At 59.1% G+C, this 16,745-nt stretch carries 11 protein-coding genes; 8 read left to right on the plus strand and 3 right to left on the minus strand.

Annotation, left to right across the window (positions count from 1 at the left end):
* Positions 1–129: 129 nt before the first annotated feature.
* The 3 genes from C7S18_RS04295 to C7S18_RS04305 are packed head-to-tail and all read right to left on the minus strand — an operon-like array spanning position 130 to position 3,654.
* On the minus strand, positions 130–1,497 hold the full coding sequence (locus tag C7S18_RS04295) for an aspartate aminotransferase family protein (RefSeq protein ID WP_106890390.1): 1,368 nt from the start codon (positions 1,495–1,497) through the stop codon (positions 130–132).
* A gap of 9 nt (positions 1,498–1,506) precedes the next feature.
* Positions 1,507–2,898, minus strand: a complete 1,392-nt coding sequence (locus C7S18_RS04300) for a glutamine synthetase family protein (protein WP_106890391.1) — start codon at positions 2,896–2,898, stop codon at positions 1,507–1,509.
* A gap of 3 nt (positions 2,899–2,901) precedes the next feature.
* Positions 2,902–3,654 carry a gamma-glutamyl-gamma-aminobutyrate hydrolase family protein gene (locus C7S18_RS04305; RefSeq protein WP_106890392.1) on the minus strand — a complete coding sequence of 251 codons (753 nt, stop codon included), beginning with the start codon at positions 3,652–3,654 and terminating at the stop codon, positions 2,902–2,904.
* 163 nt (positions 3,655–3,817) lie between these two features.
* On the opposite strand from C7S18_RS04305, the gene C7S18_RS04310 reads away from it, so the two are divergent.
* From C7S18_RS04310 to C7S18_RS04345, 8 genes are all read left to right on the plus strand, one after another.
* A complete protein-coding gene (locus tag C7S18_RS04310) occupies positions 3,818–5,185 on the plus strand; it encodes a glutamine synthetase family protein (RefSeq protein WP_106890393.1) in 1,368 nt (455 codons plus the stop codon).
* Between the two features lie 63 nt (positions 5,186–5,248).
* The gene (gene nudE, locus C7S18_RS04315) at positions 5,249–5,815 is read left to right on the plus strand and encodes an ADP compounds hydrolase NudE (RefSeq protein WP_106890394.1); all 567 of its coding nucleotides are present in this window, start codon (positions 5,249–5,251) and stop codon (positions 5,813–5,815) included.
* Entirely contained in the window at positions 5,812–6,606 is a 795-nt protein-coding gene (cysQ, locus tag C7S18_RS04320) for a 3'(2'),5'-bisphosphate nucleotidase CysQ (protein ID WP_106890395.1), read from the plus strand. The genes nudE and cysQ overlap by 4 nt, the downstream gene beginning before the upstream one ends.
* Entirely contained in the window at positions 6,603–7,415 is an 813-nt protein-coding gene (mazG, locus tag C7S18_RS04325; RefSeq protein ID WP_425481088.1) for a nucleoside triphosphate pyrophosphohydrolase, read from the plus strand. Before cysQ ends, mazG begins: the two co-directional genes overlap by 4 nt.
* A 491-nt stretch (positions 7,416–7,906) precedes the next feature.
* Positions 7,907–10,294: a serine/threonine protein kinase gene (locus C7S18_RS04330; protein ID WP_170113102.1), complete on the plus strand. Its 2,388-nt coding sequence runs from the start codon at positions 7,907–7,909 to the stop codon at positions 10,292–10,294.
* A 168-nt stretch (positions 10,295–10,462) separates the two neighbouring features.
* Positions 10,463–11,059 (plus strand): ECF-type sigma factor, encoded by a 597-nt coding sequence (locus C7S18_RS04335; protein ID WP_106890397.1) that lies wholly within the window; start codon positions 10,463–10,465, stop codon positions 11,057–11,059.
* A 366-nt stretch (positions 11,060–11,425) separates the two neighbouring features.
* Positions 11,426–13,948: a serine/threonine protein kinase gene (locus C7S18_RS04340; RefSeq protein ID WP_106890398.1), complete on the plus strand. Its 2,523-nt coding sequence runs from the start codon at positions 11,426–11,428 to the stop codon at positions 13,946–13,948.
* Between the two features lie 104 nt (positions 13,949–14,052).
* Complete coding sequence (locus C7S18_RS04345) at positions 14,053–16,599, plus strand: serine/threonine-protein kinase (protein WP_106890399.1); 2,547 nt, start codon at positions 14,053–14,055, stop codon at positions 16,597–16,599.
* Positions 16,600–16,745 lie beyond the last annotated feature (146 nt).

The raw sequence follows: 16,745 nt of genomic DNA on the forward strand, positions 1-16,745 counted from the left end.
GCCGGAAATGCCCGGAACAACATGTATTCGCGATCAGTTTGCGGTCAGCGTGCAACCGCCCTTGCAATGTCCGCAGCTCGCTTGAGGAGCCAATCAAGTGATTGATTGGTAAGCGCTTTACAGTGCGCGTCAAAGCATTCCCAGTTCCTTGGCCGTGTCATCCAGCGCACCACGGGTCTTGTCGGCGAGCTCGTCGATCTGATCAAAGCTGATGATCAGAGGGGGTGACAGCAGCATCGAGTCGTAGGTCGCGCGTAGGATCAACCCGCGCTTCAGCGCGAAGTCCCGGCACATGACCCCGACCTTGCCGCGCTCATCAAAGAACTTTCGTTCCGATTTTTTGGGGACCAATTCGAGCGCGCCAACCATGCCAGCAATGCGCGATTCACCCACTAGCGGATGGTCAGCCAGCTCTTGCCAGCGCTTCGCGAGGTACGGCCCGGTATCGGTCTTGCAGCGCTCGACGATTTTCTCGTCTTCCAGAATGCGGATGTTTTCCAATGCGACCGCTGCGCAAACCGGATGCCCGGAGTAGGTGTAACCATGCGCGAGTTCGCCGCCTTGTTCCGCGAGAACCTTCGCGACGCGATCATTGAACATGACTGCGCCGATCGGAATATAGCCCGAGCTCAGGCCCTTCGCGATCGGCATGATGTCGGCCTGAAAGCCGAAATACTGGCCTGCAAACCATTCGCCTGTGCGACCAAAACCGCAGATCACTTCGTCCGCAATCAACAGCACGTCGTACTTGCGGCAGATGCGTTCAATTTCGGGCCAGTAGGAGTGCGGCGGGATGTACACGCCAATGGCACCCATGATCGGCTCGCCAATGAATGCCGCGACCTTGTCCGGTCCGAGTTCCAGAATTTTCGCCTCCAGCCGGCGCGCGGCGACGAGTCCGTATTCCTCCGGCGACAGATCGCCACCATCCGCAAACCAGAACGGCGGGTCGATATGCACGATGTCCGGAATCGGCAGGCCGCCTTGGGCGTGCATGCCTTTCATGCCACCGAGGCTGGCGCCAGCGACCGTCGAGCCGTGATAGCCATTGTGGCGACCAATGACGATCTTCTTTTGCGGTTGGTCCTGCACGGCCCAAAAGTGACGGACCATGCGCAGGATCGTGTCGTTGGCCTCTGACCCTGAGTTCGTAAAGAACGCATGGTTCAAGTCGCCAGGCGTGAGCTCCGCAAGCTTTGCCGCAAGCCGGACGGTCGGGCCGGTCGTGCATTGAAAGAAGCTGTTGTAGTAGGCAAGCTCGGTCATCTGCTTTGCCGCCACCGCGCCGAGTTCCTTGCGGCCATACCCGACGTTGACGCACCAAAGCCCAGCGAACGCATCCAGCAGCTTGTTGCCGAGCGCGTCCCAAACGTAACAGCCTTCACCGCGGGTCAAAATGCGCGTGCCCTTCTTGGCCAGCGCAGCGTTGTCGTTGAAGGGGTGCAGGTGATGCGCGGCATCGAGCGCTTGCAGGGTCTTGATATCGAGTTCGGTCATGATCAATTCTCAGACGTTGAGCAGTAGGAACTCGCGCTCCCAGCTGCTGATGACACGGAAAAACGTTTCGTACTCTTTTTGCTTGACCGAGATATAAGCGCGAACAAAACGCTTGCCCAGAATGTCGGCCAGTTCTTCGGCATCTTGCAACAGCGTCAAGGCATGCTCCAGGTTGCGCGGCAGTTCATAGCCCTTGTCCTGAGCGCTGTTGGTCAGTGGCTCCGTGGGTGTCAGTTTCTCTTTGATGCCGAGATAGCCGCAGGCCAGCGTAGCGGCCATGGCGAGATACGGATTCGCATCAGAGCCGGCAAATCGGCTTTCAACCCGAGTGTTTTCGGGCGTATCAATCGGCACGCGCAAGCCACAGGTGCGGTTGTCGATGCCCCATTGCACGTTGATGGGCGCGACCTCACCAAGCGCGAGGCGTCGGTAGGAGTTCACATTCGGCGCGAAGAACGCCATCGCCATCGGTACGTACTTCTGCAAACCACCCAAGTAGTGGTGGAACATCTCGGTCATGCCGCCCGACTTTTCATTGGCGAACAGATTCTTGCCGGTCTTCAGGCTGATCATGCTCTGATGCAGATGCATGGAACTGCCAGCCTCATTCGACATTGGCTTGGCCAGAAATGTCGCATAGATGCCATGGCGCAGCGCCGCCTCGCGCATGGTGCGCTTGAATAAAAAGACATGATCGGCGCGCGACAGCGGGTCGGCATGCAAGAAGTTCACTTCCAGCTGCGCAGCACCCGACTCGTGGATCAAAGTATCGACATCCAGCTCCATGGCTTCGGCGTAGTCGTACATGTCATCGAGGATCGGGTCGAACTCGTTGACCGCGTCGATCGAATAGCTCTGCCGCGCGGTTTCCGGACGGCCCGAGCGGCCCGCGGGTGGCTGCAACGGGAGGTCGGGGTCGATGTTCCGTTGGACGAGGAAGAATTCCAGCTCAGGCGCCAAAATTGGTCTGACGCCGATGCCCTCGAACAAACTCAGCACCCGGCGCAGCACATTGCGCGGCGCCAGATCATGCGGCCGGCCATCGCGGGTATAGCAGTCGTGAATGATCTGCGCCGTGGGGGCCGACGCCCAGGGCACGATGCGCGCCGTGCTCGGGTCGGGCCGCAGCACCATGTCGGAATCGGACGGGCTGACCAGTTCGTAGTAGTCGTCCGGATAATCGCCCGTCACGGTGGTGGCGAAAATGCCTTCGGGTAGTCGGGTGCCGTAGTCGTGCGAGAACTTGGCTGCCGGAATGATCTTGCCGCGTGCGTTGCCGGTGATGTCCGGTACCAGGCATTCAACCTCGGTGATGCGCTTCTCCTTCAGCCAGCGCTTCAGGGTGTTCTCGGTTGAGGTCGGAGTTTCGGCTTGGGCCGGTTTCTGCTTGCGGGCAGCCATAAGTCACGTCGCTTTGTGTTGTCGATAGGCAGTCATGGCCTCTGCAAAGGCCTTGAAAATTTGGGTATAGAACGGGTTTTCGAGCACTTTCCATTCGGGGTGCCATTGCACGGCCAGCAGGAACTGTTTATTGGAATCAAGTCGTACGGCCTCGACCAGTCCATCCGGCGCGCGAGCTTCGACGACCAGACTCGGTGCAACGTCGCGAATGCCCTGGCCATGCAGGGAATTGACCATGGCAGTGTCGGCGTTCGCGGCGCGGGCCAGGATCCCGCCGGGGGTCAACGCCACGGGGTGCGCGAGGCCATATTGCACGTCCAGCGGATCGGCAGTGTTTTCGCGATGGTCAGCAAACGGGCCGGCTTCGTGCACCTTCTGGTACAGGCTGCCACCCAAGGCAACATTGACTTCCTGCAGGCCGCGGCAGACCGCCAACACTGGCAGACCACGCTCGACCGCAGCACGGACGATCGACAGCGTGGTCGCATCGCGCGCAGGGTCGTGCACATTGCCGGGATAACTGGCCTCATCGCTGTAGTGATGCGGCTCAATGTTGCTGTACGCACCCGTCAGAAACAGACCATCCAGGCGGTCCAGGAGCGGCCAATAGTCGAGTGGCGGCTCCAACGATGGCATCAGGAGCGGTAAAGCGTCGGCGGCCTCGCGCAGGGCGCGCAGGTACTTTTCGCCGGCCATGTGAAAGTAATGATGCCCCACCTGCTTGCGATCACAGGGCACACCTACCCAGTTCTGCATCGGCTGGAACCTCGTCGGGGGAACGCCCGAACCCTAACCGGGCTGTTCGATTTTTTCAACACAAACGACGGCAGGGGGGTGTGGAGTGTCAAATGTGTTGAGTATTTTTGACAGCCTCGAAAGCTCTGTTAGCATCCGGGCATTCCCTCGCTGAGCCGACATCATGAGCAAAGCCGCCTTGCACCCGGACGATCAGGCCACCCTCGATGCCATGCCGAGTCTGGAGCAGATCGACTTCATTTTGCCTGACATGAACGCCTTGTCGCGGGGCAAGCGGGTCACGCTGGAGGCCTTGCCCAAGGTTTACGAAAACGGCGTTTGCTTGCCGATGTCCTTGCTTGGTACCGATGTGACGGGCAATACCGTTGAGGAAACCGGGCTTGGGTATGACATTGGCGATGAGGATCGCGTCTGCCGCCCGATACCCGGCACACTGCGGCCCGTGCCGTGGAGCCCGCGTCCCATGGCGCAGGCGTTGTTGGCGATGGAGGATCGTGAGGGCAAGGTATTTGCCGCGAACCCGCGCGAAGTGCTGAAGCGCGTGCTTGATCGATACTCGGCGCGCGGGCTGACGCCAGTGGTGGCCGTTGAGCTTGAGTTCTATCTGCTCGATCAGGAACTGACCAAAGAAGGATTTCCGCAAACCTCGATCAACCCAGCGACCCGCACTCGCAACCGCACCACCCAGGTTTATTCGATGCAGGACCTGGATGATTATCAGGGTTTTACCGACGCCATCGACGCCGTGTGCCGCGCTCAGCGCATTCCGGCCGACACCGCCGTGGCCGAATACGCGCCCGGACAGTTCGAAATCAACTTGAAGCACCGTGCCGATGCGTTGGCCGCTTGCGATGACGCCATTCTGCTGAAGCGCGCGATCAAGGCGGTCGCGGCGCAGCAAGGGCTCTTAGCGACGTTCATGGCGAAGCCATTTGTCGAGCAGGCCGGCAGCGGCACGCACATTCACGTCAGCGTACTCGACCAGAACGGCCACAACATCTTCGCGTGTACGCCAGAATCGCCTGCGCCTGCGCTGTTGGCCGCCATTGCTGGATTGCAGCGGCGCACCGACGATGCGCTGGTGATGTTCGCCCCGCACGCAAATAGCTACCGCCGCTTTGTGCTGAACTCGTTCGTGCCGTTGAATACCTGTTGGGGCTTCAACAATCGCACGGTCGCGATGCGTATTCCTTACAGCGACCCGAAAAACGTCCGCATTGAGCACCGCATCGCCGGGGCGGACGCCAACCCGTATTTGGTGACCGCCGCGGTGCTCGCGGGCATGCTGGACGGACTCGAACTTCCGGCCGATCCGGGCCCGCCGATTGTCGGCAATGCTTACGAGCAAACCGAAAATCGCGAGCTCTTCTGGCGCGAAACGCTTCTCGATTTCATGAACAGTTCATGGGTCAGAGACACGCTCGGCGCCGAGTTCCAGCATATCTTCGGTCAGCAAAAGCTCAAGGAACTCCGGAGTTTTAACCGGGAAGTCACATCGCTGGAAGTGGATTGGTACCTGCGCCTGGTTTGAGCCTTGCCGATGTTTTCTGGGTACCAGGCGGCACAAGCCCTGGCACCCAGGTAGAATCAGCGGATGCCCAAACTTCCCTTGATTCATGCCACGCGCGTGCTCCACCCGGATGCCCGCTTTCCGATCGAACAGGTCGACCTCGAATTCAGCAACGGTGTCCGTCGCACCTACGAGCGCCAGGCGGCGCGTGGGCGCGGAGCGGTGGCCATCGTGGCGATGCGCGACCCGGACACGTTCTTGCTGGTCCGAGAATATGTCTGTGGCTTGCACGCTTACGAGCTCGGCCTGCCGAAGGGCCGCGTCGAGCGCGGCGAGGACATTCTGGAAGCGGCCAATCGCGAGCTGAAAGAAGAAGTGGGCGTGGGCGCGCATCGCCTCACGTTGATCAAGCGCTTGTCGTTGGCGCCGACCTACATGAGCCATCGCACGGATATTGTGCTTGCCGAAGACTTGTATGACGAGCGGCTTGAGGGCGATGAGCCCGAGGAGCTTGAAGTGGTGCCTTGGCCAGTGGCTGATCTGGACGCGCTTTTGATGCGCGAGGATGTCACCGAAGGCCGCTCGATTGCCGCATTGTTTACGGCGCGTGCGTACCTGAAGGCCCGGGCCGAAGGGCGGAATTGGACATGAGCGATTACACGCACTGGTTGGAGCCCGTCCGCGGGCTCGCCGAACTGGCTGGGCGCGCCATTCTCGATATCTATCGAACGGATTTTGACGTCGAGCAGAAAGACGATCAGAGCCCGCTGACTGCGGCAGATCTGGCGGCGCATCGGATCATCAGCGACGGCCTCAGGCAGCTGACGCCGGACCAGCCGATTCTGTCCGAAGAATCGCGCCACGCGCCGTTTGCGGAGCGTTCGCAATGGTCGCGCTTCTGGCTCGTGGACCCGCTCGATGGTACGCGCGAGTTCGTCAAACGTAACGGCGAGTTCAGCGTCAATATCGCGTTGATTGAGGCGGGTAGACCTGTGTTGGGCGTGGTCCACGCGCCGGTATTGGGATGGTCCGCCGCGGCGGCACAAGGTGCGGGTGCGAGTCTGGTGCAATCCAATGGCGATCGGCAGCCATTGCGCGTGCAGCCAGCCAAAGCACCATTGCGGCTCGCTGGCAGCCGGTCGCATGGCGATGCGCGCCTGAATGCGGTGTTGGCGCGCATCGGCGAACATGAACTTAGGCCCATGGGTTCGGCGCTCAAGTTTGTGCTCGTGGCGCAAGGCGAGGCCGATGTCTACCTGCGCTTCGGCCCGACCAGTGAGTGGGACACGGCGGCCGGTCAATGTGTGCTGGAGCAAGCGGGCGGATCGTTGCTGTCGCTGAGTGGCGAGCCCTTCACGTACAACCGCCGGGACACGCTATTGAATGGTGATTTCATCGCATTGGGCGACCCGGGCCTGGCTTGGCAATCGTGGCTTGCATGATGAATCCCACAGTACTGGCCCCGATTGACCAGTTGCTCGCCATCATGGCCCGCCTGCGCGACCCTCAAGGCGGTTGCCCGTGGGACGTCAAGCAAAATTTTGCGAGCGTCGCACCCTATACGATCGAAGAGGCTTACGAAGTGGCCGATGCGATCGATCGCGGCGATTTTGACGATCTGCGCGAGGAATTGGGCGATCTGTTGCTGCAAGTGGTATTTCACGCACGCATGGCCGAGGAGGCCGGTCACTTCGCGTTCAACGACGTGGTTGCAGCCATTTGCGACAAGATGATCCGCCGCCATCCGCACGTGTTCGGCGATGCTGAAGTCCGCGATGCCGCCGCCCAAACTATCGCCTGGGAAGCGCAAAAGCGCGACGAGAAAGGTCTGAAGCAGGACGACAGCGTGTTGGCCGGAATCAGCTCCGGAATGCCGGAATGGCTGCGTGCCGTGAAGCTGCAAAAGCGCGCTGCGAGCGTCGGCTTTGAGTGGCCAGACGCGGCACCGATTCTGGACAAGCTTGAAGAGGAAATTGCCGAGGTACGGGCGGAGCTTGCGCGCACCGATCTGAGCCCGGAAACGAGGCAGGAACGCCTACAGGACGAAATCGGCGATGTGTTGTTTGTCGCATTGAATCTCGCCCGGACCAGTGGAGTTGATCCTTCGGCGGCGCTGCGTTGCGCCAATCGCAAGTTCGAATGGCGTTTTCGCTGGATGGAGCAACAAGCCGCCAGACAGCGAACAGCACTACAAGATCTGGACTTGAGCGCGCAGGAACAGCTCTGGCGGGAAGCCAAAGAGAATCAGTAAGCCGCATCCGCCTACCCAGGTGCTTTTTCAATGCAAAAGCCGGCTTGGGCTGTAGTAATGGCTTCCGGGATAGTATTCTTGTCGCGTGGAGCCGGCACCAGGTTGGACTGTTTTGGGGCGACATCCGAATCCCGAACCATCGAACCAAGTTCCGCTGGTGTATTGGCTATAGGCGGGGCGCCGGTGAGGCTGAGGGGCGCCGGTCACCGATTGGATTCAATTCCAAATTGGGTGACCAGGGCAGATCACCGTAAGGTGTCCAGTCGCATGGTCTGGCGGTGTCGGGGGTTGAACTGGTGGCGACCGCGACATAGGGGTTGCCTGTACTGAATCAGTAAGCGGATCTTACAATGAGCTTCTCCAAGATTAAGACGCTTTTCGACGAACTGGCACCACTCGCACCCGAGGCGCGCGCAGAGCGGTTAGCGCTTGCGGACATTGGCGCCGAAACCAAGGTTGCGTTGCAACGTCTCATGGACCTTGACGATTCGATGGCTGACGACCTGGAACGAATCTGGTCGGAGCGGCAGGAATCGGTTCCAGCCCAGATTGGCCCGTTCACGGTAGACGCCCTAATGGGCGAGGGCGGCATGGGGCGGGTGTTTCGAGCTCACCGCGATGTGTCAGGTGTGCGACAGGCACTGGCTATCAAGCTGATTCGTCGCGACCGGTTGGATGCCGCAACCCGGGCGCGTTTTCAGTTGGAGAGCCAGATTCTCGCGGTACTCAAGCATCCGAACATTGCGTCGATGGTGGATGTAGGAGAGACCGCCGACGGGCAGCCCTATTTGGCATTGGAATACATCGAAGGTCGGCACATTACAGATTTCGCTGCCGAGGAGCGTCTCGATCTGAGAGCGCGCATAAAGCTGTTTCGCGATGTCGCATCGGCCGTTGCATATGCTCATCGCAACTTGATCGTGCATCGCGACCTGAAGCCGAGCAACGTGCTTGTTGATCCCAACGGTATTGCCAAAGTCATCGATTTCGGTATTGCCAAGCCGCTGATGAGCCAATTCGGAGGGTCCGAGGTCGGTGAAACTCAGACAGCTCAGCGCTTCTTCTCGCCTAACTCGGCAGCACCGGAGCAATTGCAGGGGACACTTGTGACGCCGTCCTGTGATGTCTATGGTCTAGGTGCCGTGCTCTACGAGCTGCTGACTCATGAACCAGTGTTCGATCTTCGCGGATTGAACGGGATTGCTATCGAGAAGCTAATTCTAAACGAAGAGCCAAAGTCCCCAAGTTCGCGAATTGCCCTAAGTGGTCAAGCTGGCTTGAACTCCGACGCGGATCTCGATGCCATTGTGCTCTTTTGCCTGCGCAAGAACCCGGAAGACCGATACAGCTCTGTCGAGAAATTGATAGAAGACATCGACGCTTGGCTTGATGGCCGCCCTGTAGTCGCCCGCAATGGCAACTCGTGGTATCGAATTCGGCGATTTGTTGCTCGTCACCGTCGTGGGCTGTTGGTGGCTGGCGTGATCCTAGCGATCCTGATCAGTGCGTTCGGAATGACGAGGCAGGCCTTCCTGAAATCAGATGCCCAGGCAATCCGGGCCGATCACTTCGCGCAATTGCTCATCAAGTCCTTGCAAGCGGCCGATCCAGGGGCTGGCAATGCAAAGGACCTTCGAATCCGCGACTTCTTCGGTCAGATGGCAAAGACAATTGAGGAAGACGCGACGCTTGCAGCCGGAGATCGCGTCGATCTTCAGATGGCAATAGCTCAAGTTCTGCAACGAACTGGGAACGTGGAGACCGCGCGCGATACGATGGCGCGGATGGTACCGCCACCTGTTTCCGAGGGTGCGAAGCGTGCGAAGTTCTACCAGCTCTATGGCGCTATTGTTCGCAACCTTGGCCAATACACAGAGGCCGACAAGCTCCTTCAAACTGCCGCCGAGACGGCTACTGGGGATCTCTTGCTCTCGATCAAATTTGAGAACGCCCGTGTAGTGATGGATCAGGGTCTTGATGATCGTGCCCGAGCGTTCATGACGGAACTTGAGGGTATGAAGCTGTCTCCCAAGCTGACGACTGAGTGGCTATTCATGAAGGCCGATATGTTGGCAGGACGTAACGAAACCATAGCTGAGTCCATCCCAATCTACTTAGAAGCCATTGCGCAACTAAAAGAGCGCGGCAACGAGACGGTCGCGACTCGTTTGCTTGCCCATGAGACGCTTGTCAACCTGCATGTCTACCTCAATGATTTGCCAGGCGCTGAACGCCAACTCGGCGAGATCAATCAGCTTGTCGCTGACTATTATGAGCCGGACTCGCTTGCAGCTGCACGCGCCAAAGGCAGCGCCGCGAACTTAGCCTACTTGAAACGAGACCTGAAACAGGCAGTGAGTCTTCAACGCGCTTCCATTGCAGGTCTGGAAAAGGTGCTTCCGAGCACAGCTGCGGTGATTGTCAGAAGTTACGACTCGCTCGGGGTTTACGAGGCTGAGCTTGGCAACCGAGAAGCAGCCCATGCCGCATTTTCGAAAGCCGTCGCAGTGGGTGACAAGATTTGGTCGCCTAGCCATGTAAATAGGTTCTATCTTCGGACTGACTTCGCGTATCTACTTGCCGAGAGTGGGCGTTTTGGCGAAGCAAGGACGATGGTCGAAGAAGTCGTCGCATTGGCGGCTTCAAGTAACTCCGACATCCACCCCGAGGAGATCGCGCTCGGCCAATTCCTGGTCCAGGCTGGAAATCTGGACTCCCCTTCGCGTGCATCCCATAAGAAGGGCGTGGAGGAGGCTTACAATCGATTGGCTGCTCGGGCGAGCCTCGATTCGGTCCGCCGCGTCTTGATTCGGATCAGACCGGCATTGATCGAGCGTGGCGTGGATGCCGACGCGCTTCAACTGGACCCCTCGGATTAAAGCCTGCCTCGGTTGGGAAGGGTACGGATGAGTCTCGGCTTCGTCGTTGCATGGGAGGGGAACGCTCGCTGCCAATGGCAATCGAAGCACCGGACCGGTCAAGCGTCTCGTAGTTGATCCGGCTTTGGTTGGAAATTGGCATACCACTTGCGTGCTAGGCTCTCATCTATGCAAGCCGACAACCCCCTCGATATCACCAATCTTCTCGTCCGCTGGCGCAGCGGTGATCGGGTCGCGGAGAGCGAGCTGATTACGGCCCTGTATCCGGTCATGAAGGACATTGCCCGCAGCCGGCTGGCGCGTTCCTCGGCGCAGGTTACGCTGCGTGCGACGGATTTGGTCCATGAAGCCTACGAGCGGTTGTCCCAGGGCAAGAACAATCAATGGAACGACCGCGTGCATTTTCTGGCGGTGGCCGCCAATGCGATCCGAAACGTCGTGATCGACTATCTTCGGTCCAAGGAAGCCGCCAAACGCGGCGGCGAAATGCAGGTGTTGTCCCTGAACGATCTGGTGGGCGACGCGGATCACCCGCTCGGCGAGTTGGACATGAGTCTGGATTGGCTGGGCGTGGACCGGGCCTTGCAGGAACTGGAGAAGATGTCGCCAGAAACCGGCCGACTGGTCGAACTCAAGTTCTATTCGGGCCTCAGCACGGACGAAATCGCCGATGTCCTGAAAATCTCTCGGGCAACCGTTGTGCGTGAATGGCGGTTCGCTCGCGCATGGCTCGCCGATCGCCTGAATCAGCAAGGGCAGACTTGACGGCGATCCGCGCAAACCGGTGGGTTGCCTGATGGCAGCGCTTGCCACATCATGGTTGCCATGAATGGCCGCGGTCATTAGAGCAGGACAGTGATGTTGGTCTGGGGCGCCTCTGAATGTCCAGGATGGACTGATTCAGCCCCACCCTAAGCAGTCGGGGGGCTCTTGCCTTCATTGTTTTTCATAGCGAACTTGTGGGTGCCTTGTGTCGTATCCCGAAGACAGTTTGAATGAATTCCTCGCCTCTCAACCCAATACGACGGTGCTCCTTGTCGCCGTACGGACCAATTCGTCTTCCCTTCGTGCCTTGCCTTGACGCGACATGCCTTCCCTTCTTCTTCCAGCTATTTTCAGGACACGACACCAGTGAGCTTTCACAGAATCAAAGACCTCTTTGAAGAACTGTCGGCATTGGCGCCTGGCGCACGGACGGAGCGTCTGCTGGAAACCGACATCGGTGCAGAAACGCGCGCGGCGCTACGTCGGTTGCTCGATCTGGACGATGCCATGGCCGCTCACCCAGAGCAGGTTCTGCCGTCTCGAACGGACGCAGTACCGGAGCAGATCGGGCCATTCACTATCGACGGCCTGATGGCCGAGGGTGGAATGGGGCGGGTGTACCGTGCGCATCGTGACGTCTCTGGCGTTCGCCAGATGCTTGCGATCAAAGTTGTCCGGCGTGACCGTCTGGACAGCGCCACACGCGCGCGCTTTCAGTTGGAGCGGCAAGTGCTGGCAGTGCTCAAGCATCCCCACATTGCGGCGATGATCGATGTCGGCGACACCGCCGACGGCCAGCCCTATCTGGCTCTTGAATACATTGAAGGTCAGCACATCACGACGTACGCCGCCACCAAGCAGCTGAGCCTCAGAGCGCGGGTGCAGCTGTTTCGCGATGTGGCATCTGCGGTCGCGTACGCACACAGCAACCTCATCGTGCATCGTGACTTGAAGCCAAGCAATGTGTTGGTCGATGCGAACGGGACGGCGAAAGTCATCGATTTCGGCATCGCTAAGCCCTTGATGAGTCGGTTTGGCGAATCTGAAGTCGGCGAAACTCAGACCGCACAGCGTTTTTTCTCGCCGCACTCGGCGGCGCCAGAACAGCTGCAAGGCGGCCTGGTGACGCCGTCCTGTGATGTCTACGGCCTAGGTGCGTTGCTCTACGAATTGCTGTGCGGGAAGCCGATATTCGATTTTACCGGGATGAACGGCATCGGGATTGAAAAGGCCATCCTGAATGAAGAGCCCAGGGCACCGAGCGCTCGGATGGGGGCCGAGGCCGCGTCCGGGTACGAGTCCGATGCTGATCTCGATGCCATCGCGCTGGTCTGCCTGCGCAAAAGGCCTGAGGATCGCTATAGCTCGGTTGAAAAGCTGATCGAGGATTTGGATGCGTGGTTGGCTGCGCGGCCAGTGCTCGCAAGGCGTGGCGGCAACTGGTATCGAATTCAGCGATTTGTGGCCAGGAACCGGAGCGTACTCGCTGTGGCCGCGAGTGTGATGGTCATCGTTGTGCTTGCTCTGGGCTACAGTATTTCGGAGCGGTTGCACTCCTTGGCGCAACGAGCCCGTGCAGACCAATTCTCCAGTGTGCTGATCAATGCCATCCGAGCTGCTGATCCGGGGCGCGGCAACGCCAAAGACATGCGAGTACGAGACTTGTTCGCGGTCCTGGCAGCACAGATTCACGACGATCAGAACCTCGCAAAGGGTGATCGGCACGACATGTTGTTACGGATCTCAGAAGTGTTCTGGCGGCTCGGAATCGCCGATCGGGCGCAGGCCATTCTGGACGGCTTGCCGGTTCCTGATTCTCGTGACGCGTCGCGATATGCGGACCATCAGTTCCTCCGGGCTCGGGTATTGCAGTCCCAATCCAAGTTCACTGAAACGGCAGCGGTTTACGACGAGATTGAGCGTGTGATGGGCAGTCGGCATGTCGTCGACTTGAAGCTCGGGCGCGCCCGTCTGGCCTACGCCGATGGTAAAGAGCAAACGATCATTCCTGAATTGCAGGCGTTGGCAGGGTTGACCCTGACGCGCGACCAACAGAATGAGCGCCAGTACACGCTCGGACAGAGCCTGCAGATGTTGCTTCGTTTCGATGAGGCCAAGGTGGCCTACGAAGCGGCTCTCGCTGACATCGAACAAAACGGCGATAGCCCAACCATTGATGCGCTGACCCTTCACAAAGCCCTGCTGCTGTTGGGCACGAGAATGGGCGATCTCGCGCTCAGCGAACATCACTATCAGGCTATCAAGACGCGCAACGAGAAGTATTTTGGTGAGGACTCGCTCGCGGCGGCATCGTTGCTTGAATCACGGTTCCTGCTTGAAGACATGAAGGGAAACAACAAAGAGGCCGCAGCGAGTCAACGCAAAGCTGTGGCGTTGTACACCCGATTCCTGCCTGCGGATTCGCCAAGGCTCGCCATGGCGCGCTTCAATCTCGCCAGTGCGGAGTACAAAACCGGTGACAAGGCCGCAGGACGCCAGCAGTATCAGGAGGCCGTCGCGATTGCTGACGCGGTGTGGCCGGATCACGATAGCAATCGCTTTCTGTTTCGCATTGCCTACTCGGCACAGCTCTTGTCCGACGGCGACTTGACTGCGGCCAGCGACGCGGTGTTGCCGGCGATCCAAAATGCGGCACAGCATGAGAACCTTCGACAAGACGAGATCTATCCGTTGGCCCTCGCGATTCGCGCTGGTGGCGAATACGCACGGATGCGCACGCCAGAGAGCAAGGCTGCCTTTGAGCGCGCCTTCGCGGTTGCCTCGGAAGCGGCCAAGTGGCGCGAGACCATTGAGGCGATCACGGAGTTGCGCGAATCGCTTCGGCGACAAGGCTTGGTTGTTCCCGACTTGCGTCCGGCATCGTCATGATGGATTCGCGTCCGTAGGTTTTTGATACTGTGCCTGAGTTAGTACGTGACGAGATTGATCATCGTACCCTTGGGCGCAAACCTGACACCGATTTGGGGTTTCCAATGAGTTTTGACAAGATCAAGCAATTGTTTGACGAGCTGGCGTCTTTGCCACCCAAGAGCCGCACGGAGCGGTTGGCGCAGGCGGATATTGGTGAGCAGACGCGCGGTGCGTTGCGGCGCCTGCTGGATCTTGACGACGCCATGGCGGGCGATCCGGAACGCGTGCTGCCCGTGCGCGACGAGCCGATTCCTGAGCGGATCGGCCCGTTCACGATCGATGGGCTCATGGGCGAGGGCGGTATGGGGCGCGTGTTTCGTGCGCACCGCGAAGTGTCTGGCGTGCGTCAGGCGATCGCGATCAAAGTCATTCGCCGCGACCGGCTCGATGCCGCGACGCGCGCCCGGTTTCAGCTGGAGCGGCAGGTTCTGGCGGTACTGAAGCATCCGCATATCGCGTCGATGGTGGACGTCGGTGAAACGATCGATGGGCAGCCGTATCTGGCGCTGGAGTACATCGACGGTCAGCACATCACCCAATACGCGGCAGAGAAGCAGCTTGGCCTCCGTGCCCGCATCCAATTGTTCCGCGATGTGGCCTCAGCGGTCGCCTACGCTCATCGCAATCTGATCGTGCATCGGGATCTGAAACCGAGCAATGTGCTGGTGGATGCCGATGGGATGGCCAAGGTCATCGACTTCGGGATTGCCAAGCCACTGATGAGCCAGTTCGGCGAGTCGGAAGTGGGCGAGACGCAGACAGCGCAACGGTTCTTTTCGCCGCAGTCGGCAGCGCCTGAGCAGTTGCAAGGCGGGTTAGTGACGCCGTCGTGCGACATCTATGGATTGGGCGCGTTGTTGTACGAATTACTCGCCGGAACGCCCGTGTTCGACTTCACGGGGATGAATGGCTTGGGGATCGAGAAGGCAATCCTGACCCAGGAGCCCGTTGCGCCCAGTGCCCGGATCGCAGTAGACGCGGTCGCTGGAATGGCGTCCGATGCCGACCTCGATGCGATTGCTTTGGTGTGTCTCCGAAAGAATCCGGAGGACCGATACAGCTCGGTCGAAAAACTGATCGAGGATCTGGATGCCTGGCTCGACAGCCGGCCGGTGGCGGCCCGTAACGGCAATTCCTGGTATCGGTTCCGTCGGTTTGTCACGCGTCATCGCCGGAGCCTCGCATTTGCAGCGTCATTGTTTGTGGTGATGCTGGTTGCTGGCGGTTTGACGTTCAATGCCTACCGAAACTCGGCTGCGCAAACCGTGCGGGCGGATCAGTTTGCGAAAATGCTGATTGGTGCGATCTCATCAGCTGATCCTGGTCGCAAAAGTGGTGTGGATTTGACAGCGAGAGAGCTGTTTCGGTCGCTGGTAAGGACCGTACAGGAAGCGCCCGATGTCGCACCGAACGATCGACAGGATCTACAACTCACTTTGACCGACATTCTGTTGCGAGTTGGTGATTCAGAGGCTGCCCGTAAATTGCTTGAGGCGACCCCCGTACCCACCGTAGGTGATTCGGAACACTACTTTAAGTACTTTACGATGAAGGCTACGCTCTTACGCAACGAAGGCAAGTTTGATGAGGCTGGCTTGGTATATGGCGATATGTTGCGCAATACCACAGGCAACAACCATGTCGGTGCTTTGCTGAGTCAGCTGCGCTTACGGTATGAGCGCGGTGAGGATGCCGGGCTGATACCGCTTCTGGAACAACTGAAGGACCCGCCGCTGCCAAACGAGTACGAAGTTAGTCGGTTGGGTCTGATCGCTGACATTTACCGAATTACAGGCCAGTACGCTCCTGCCCAAGAACAGTATGAGGCGGCAATCGCTTTGGCAGAACATGTGTATCCGGAAGGTCCAGCGATGCAATCGCGGTTTCGTACTCATTTGCTCTGGCTCACGAGTGTGCAAGGTGATATCGAATCTGCTGAGCGGTATCTCGAGGCGGAACGGATTGCCCTGGAGACCTACCACGAGCCGGGTTCGCTGCCGATGCTTTTGTATATGGGAAAGGCGGCGCAGCTCCTGCGCCGCAAAGGCAAGCCAGAAGAGGCCTTGGCGCTGCAGCGCGAACATCTGGCACTACTTTCCGGCCGCGTGCCGGCTGATTCGCCGATCTTGATCAACGAAACCTTTGATCTGGCGCAAGCTGAATTTGAAGTGGGCAATCGCGATGCCGCGATGACCTACTACGAAAAGGTGATCAACCAGGCAGACCGTATCCATGATGTGGCCAACCCGAACCGAATGTTGTTCCGCGCCGCCTATTGCATGCAGTTGGCATCTCTGGGCAGGTGGTCGTCGGTGGCTACCTGGATCGAGCCGGCGGTACAGAATGCGGAAAAGGAGCCCAGTCTCAAGAAGTGGGATGTCTACCCGATTGTGCTGGCGATGAAAGCAGGAGGCACCTTTGGCCAGAACAAGACGCCCGAAAATCGCCGCAAGTTTGTCGAGGCCCTGAAACATGCTCGCGAAGGCGCCGAAAGCCCCGAGACGATCGGCGCCGTTGAGACATTGATTGCTGCTGTCAAGTCGGAAGGCATTGATTTGGGCCCAAGAGAAGTAAGCGAGTCGGCCGAGTCTGAAGCCAAGACACCCTGATTTGGCAGGGTGTGGCGATATCGGCTTTCGCTATCGGCGCCAGATCGTCGCGGGCCAGATCAACCCTGCAACGCTGGCAGGCGGTTGCGCACGAGTCTTTGCGGGACGACTACCTGTGGCGGCGGTAGCGATGGACTTGAAGTGTG

The sequence above is a fragment of the Ahniella affigens genome (assembly GCF_003015185.1).
GTDB lineage: Bacteria > Pseudomonadota > Gammaproteobacteria > Xanthomonadales > Ahniellaceae > Ahniella > Ahniella affigens.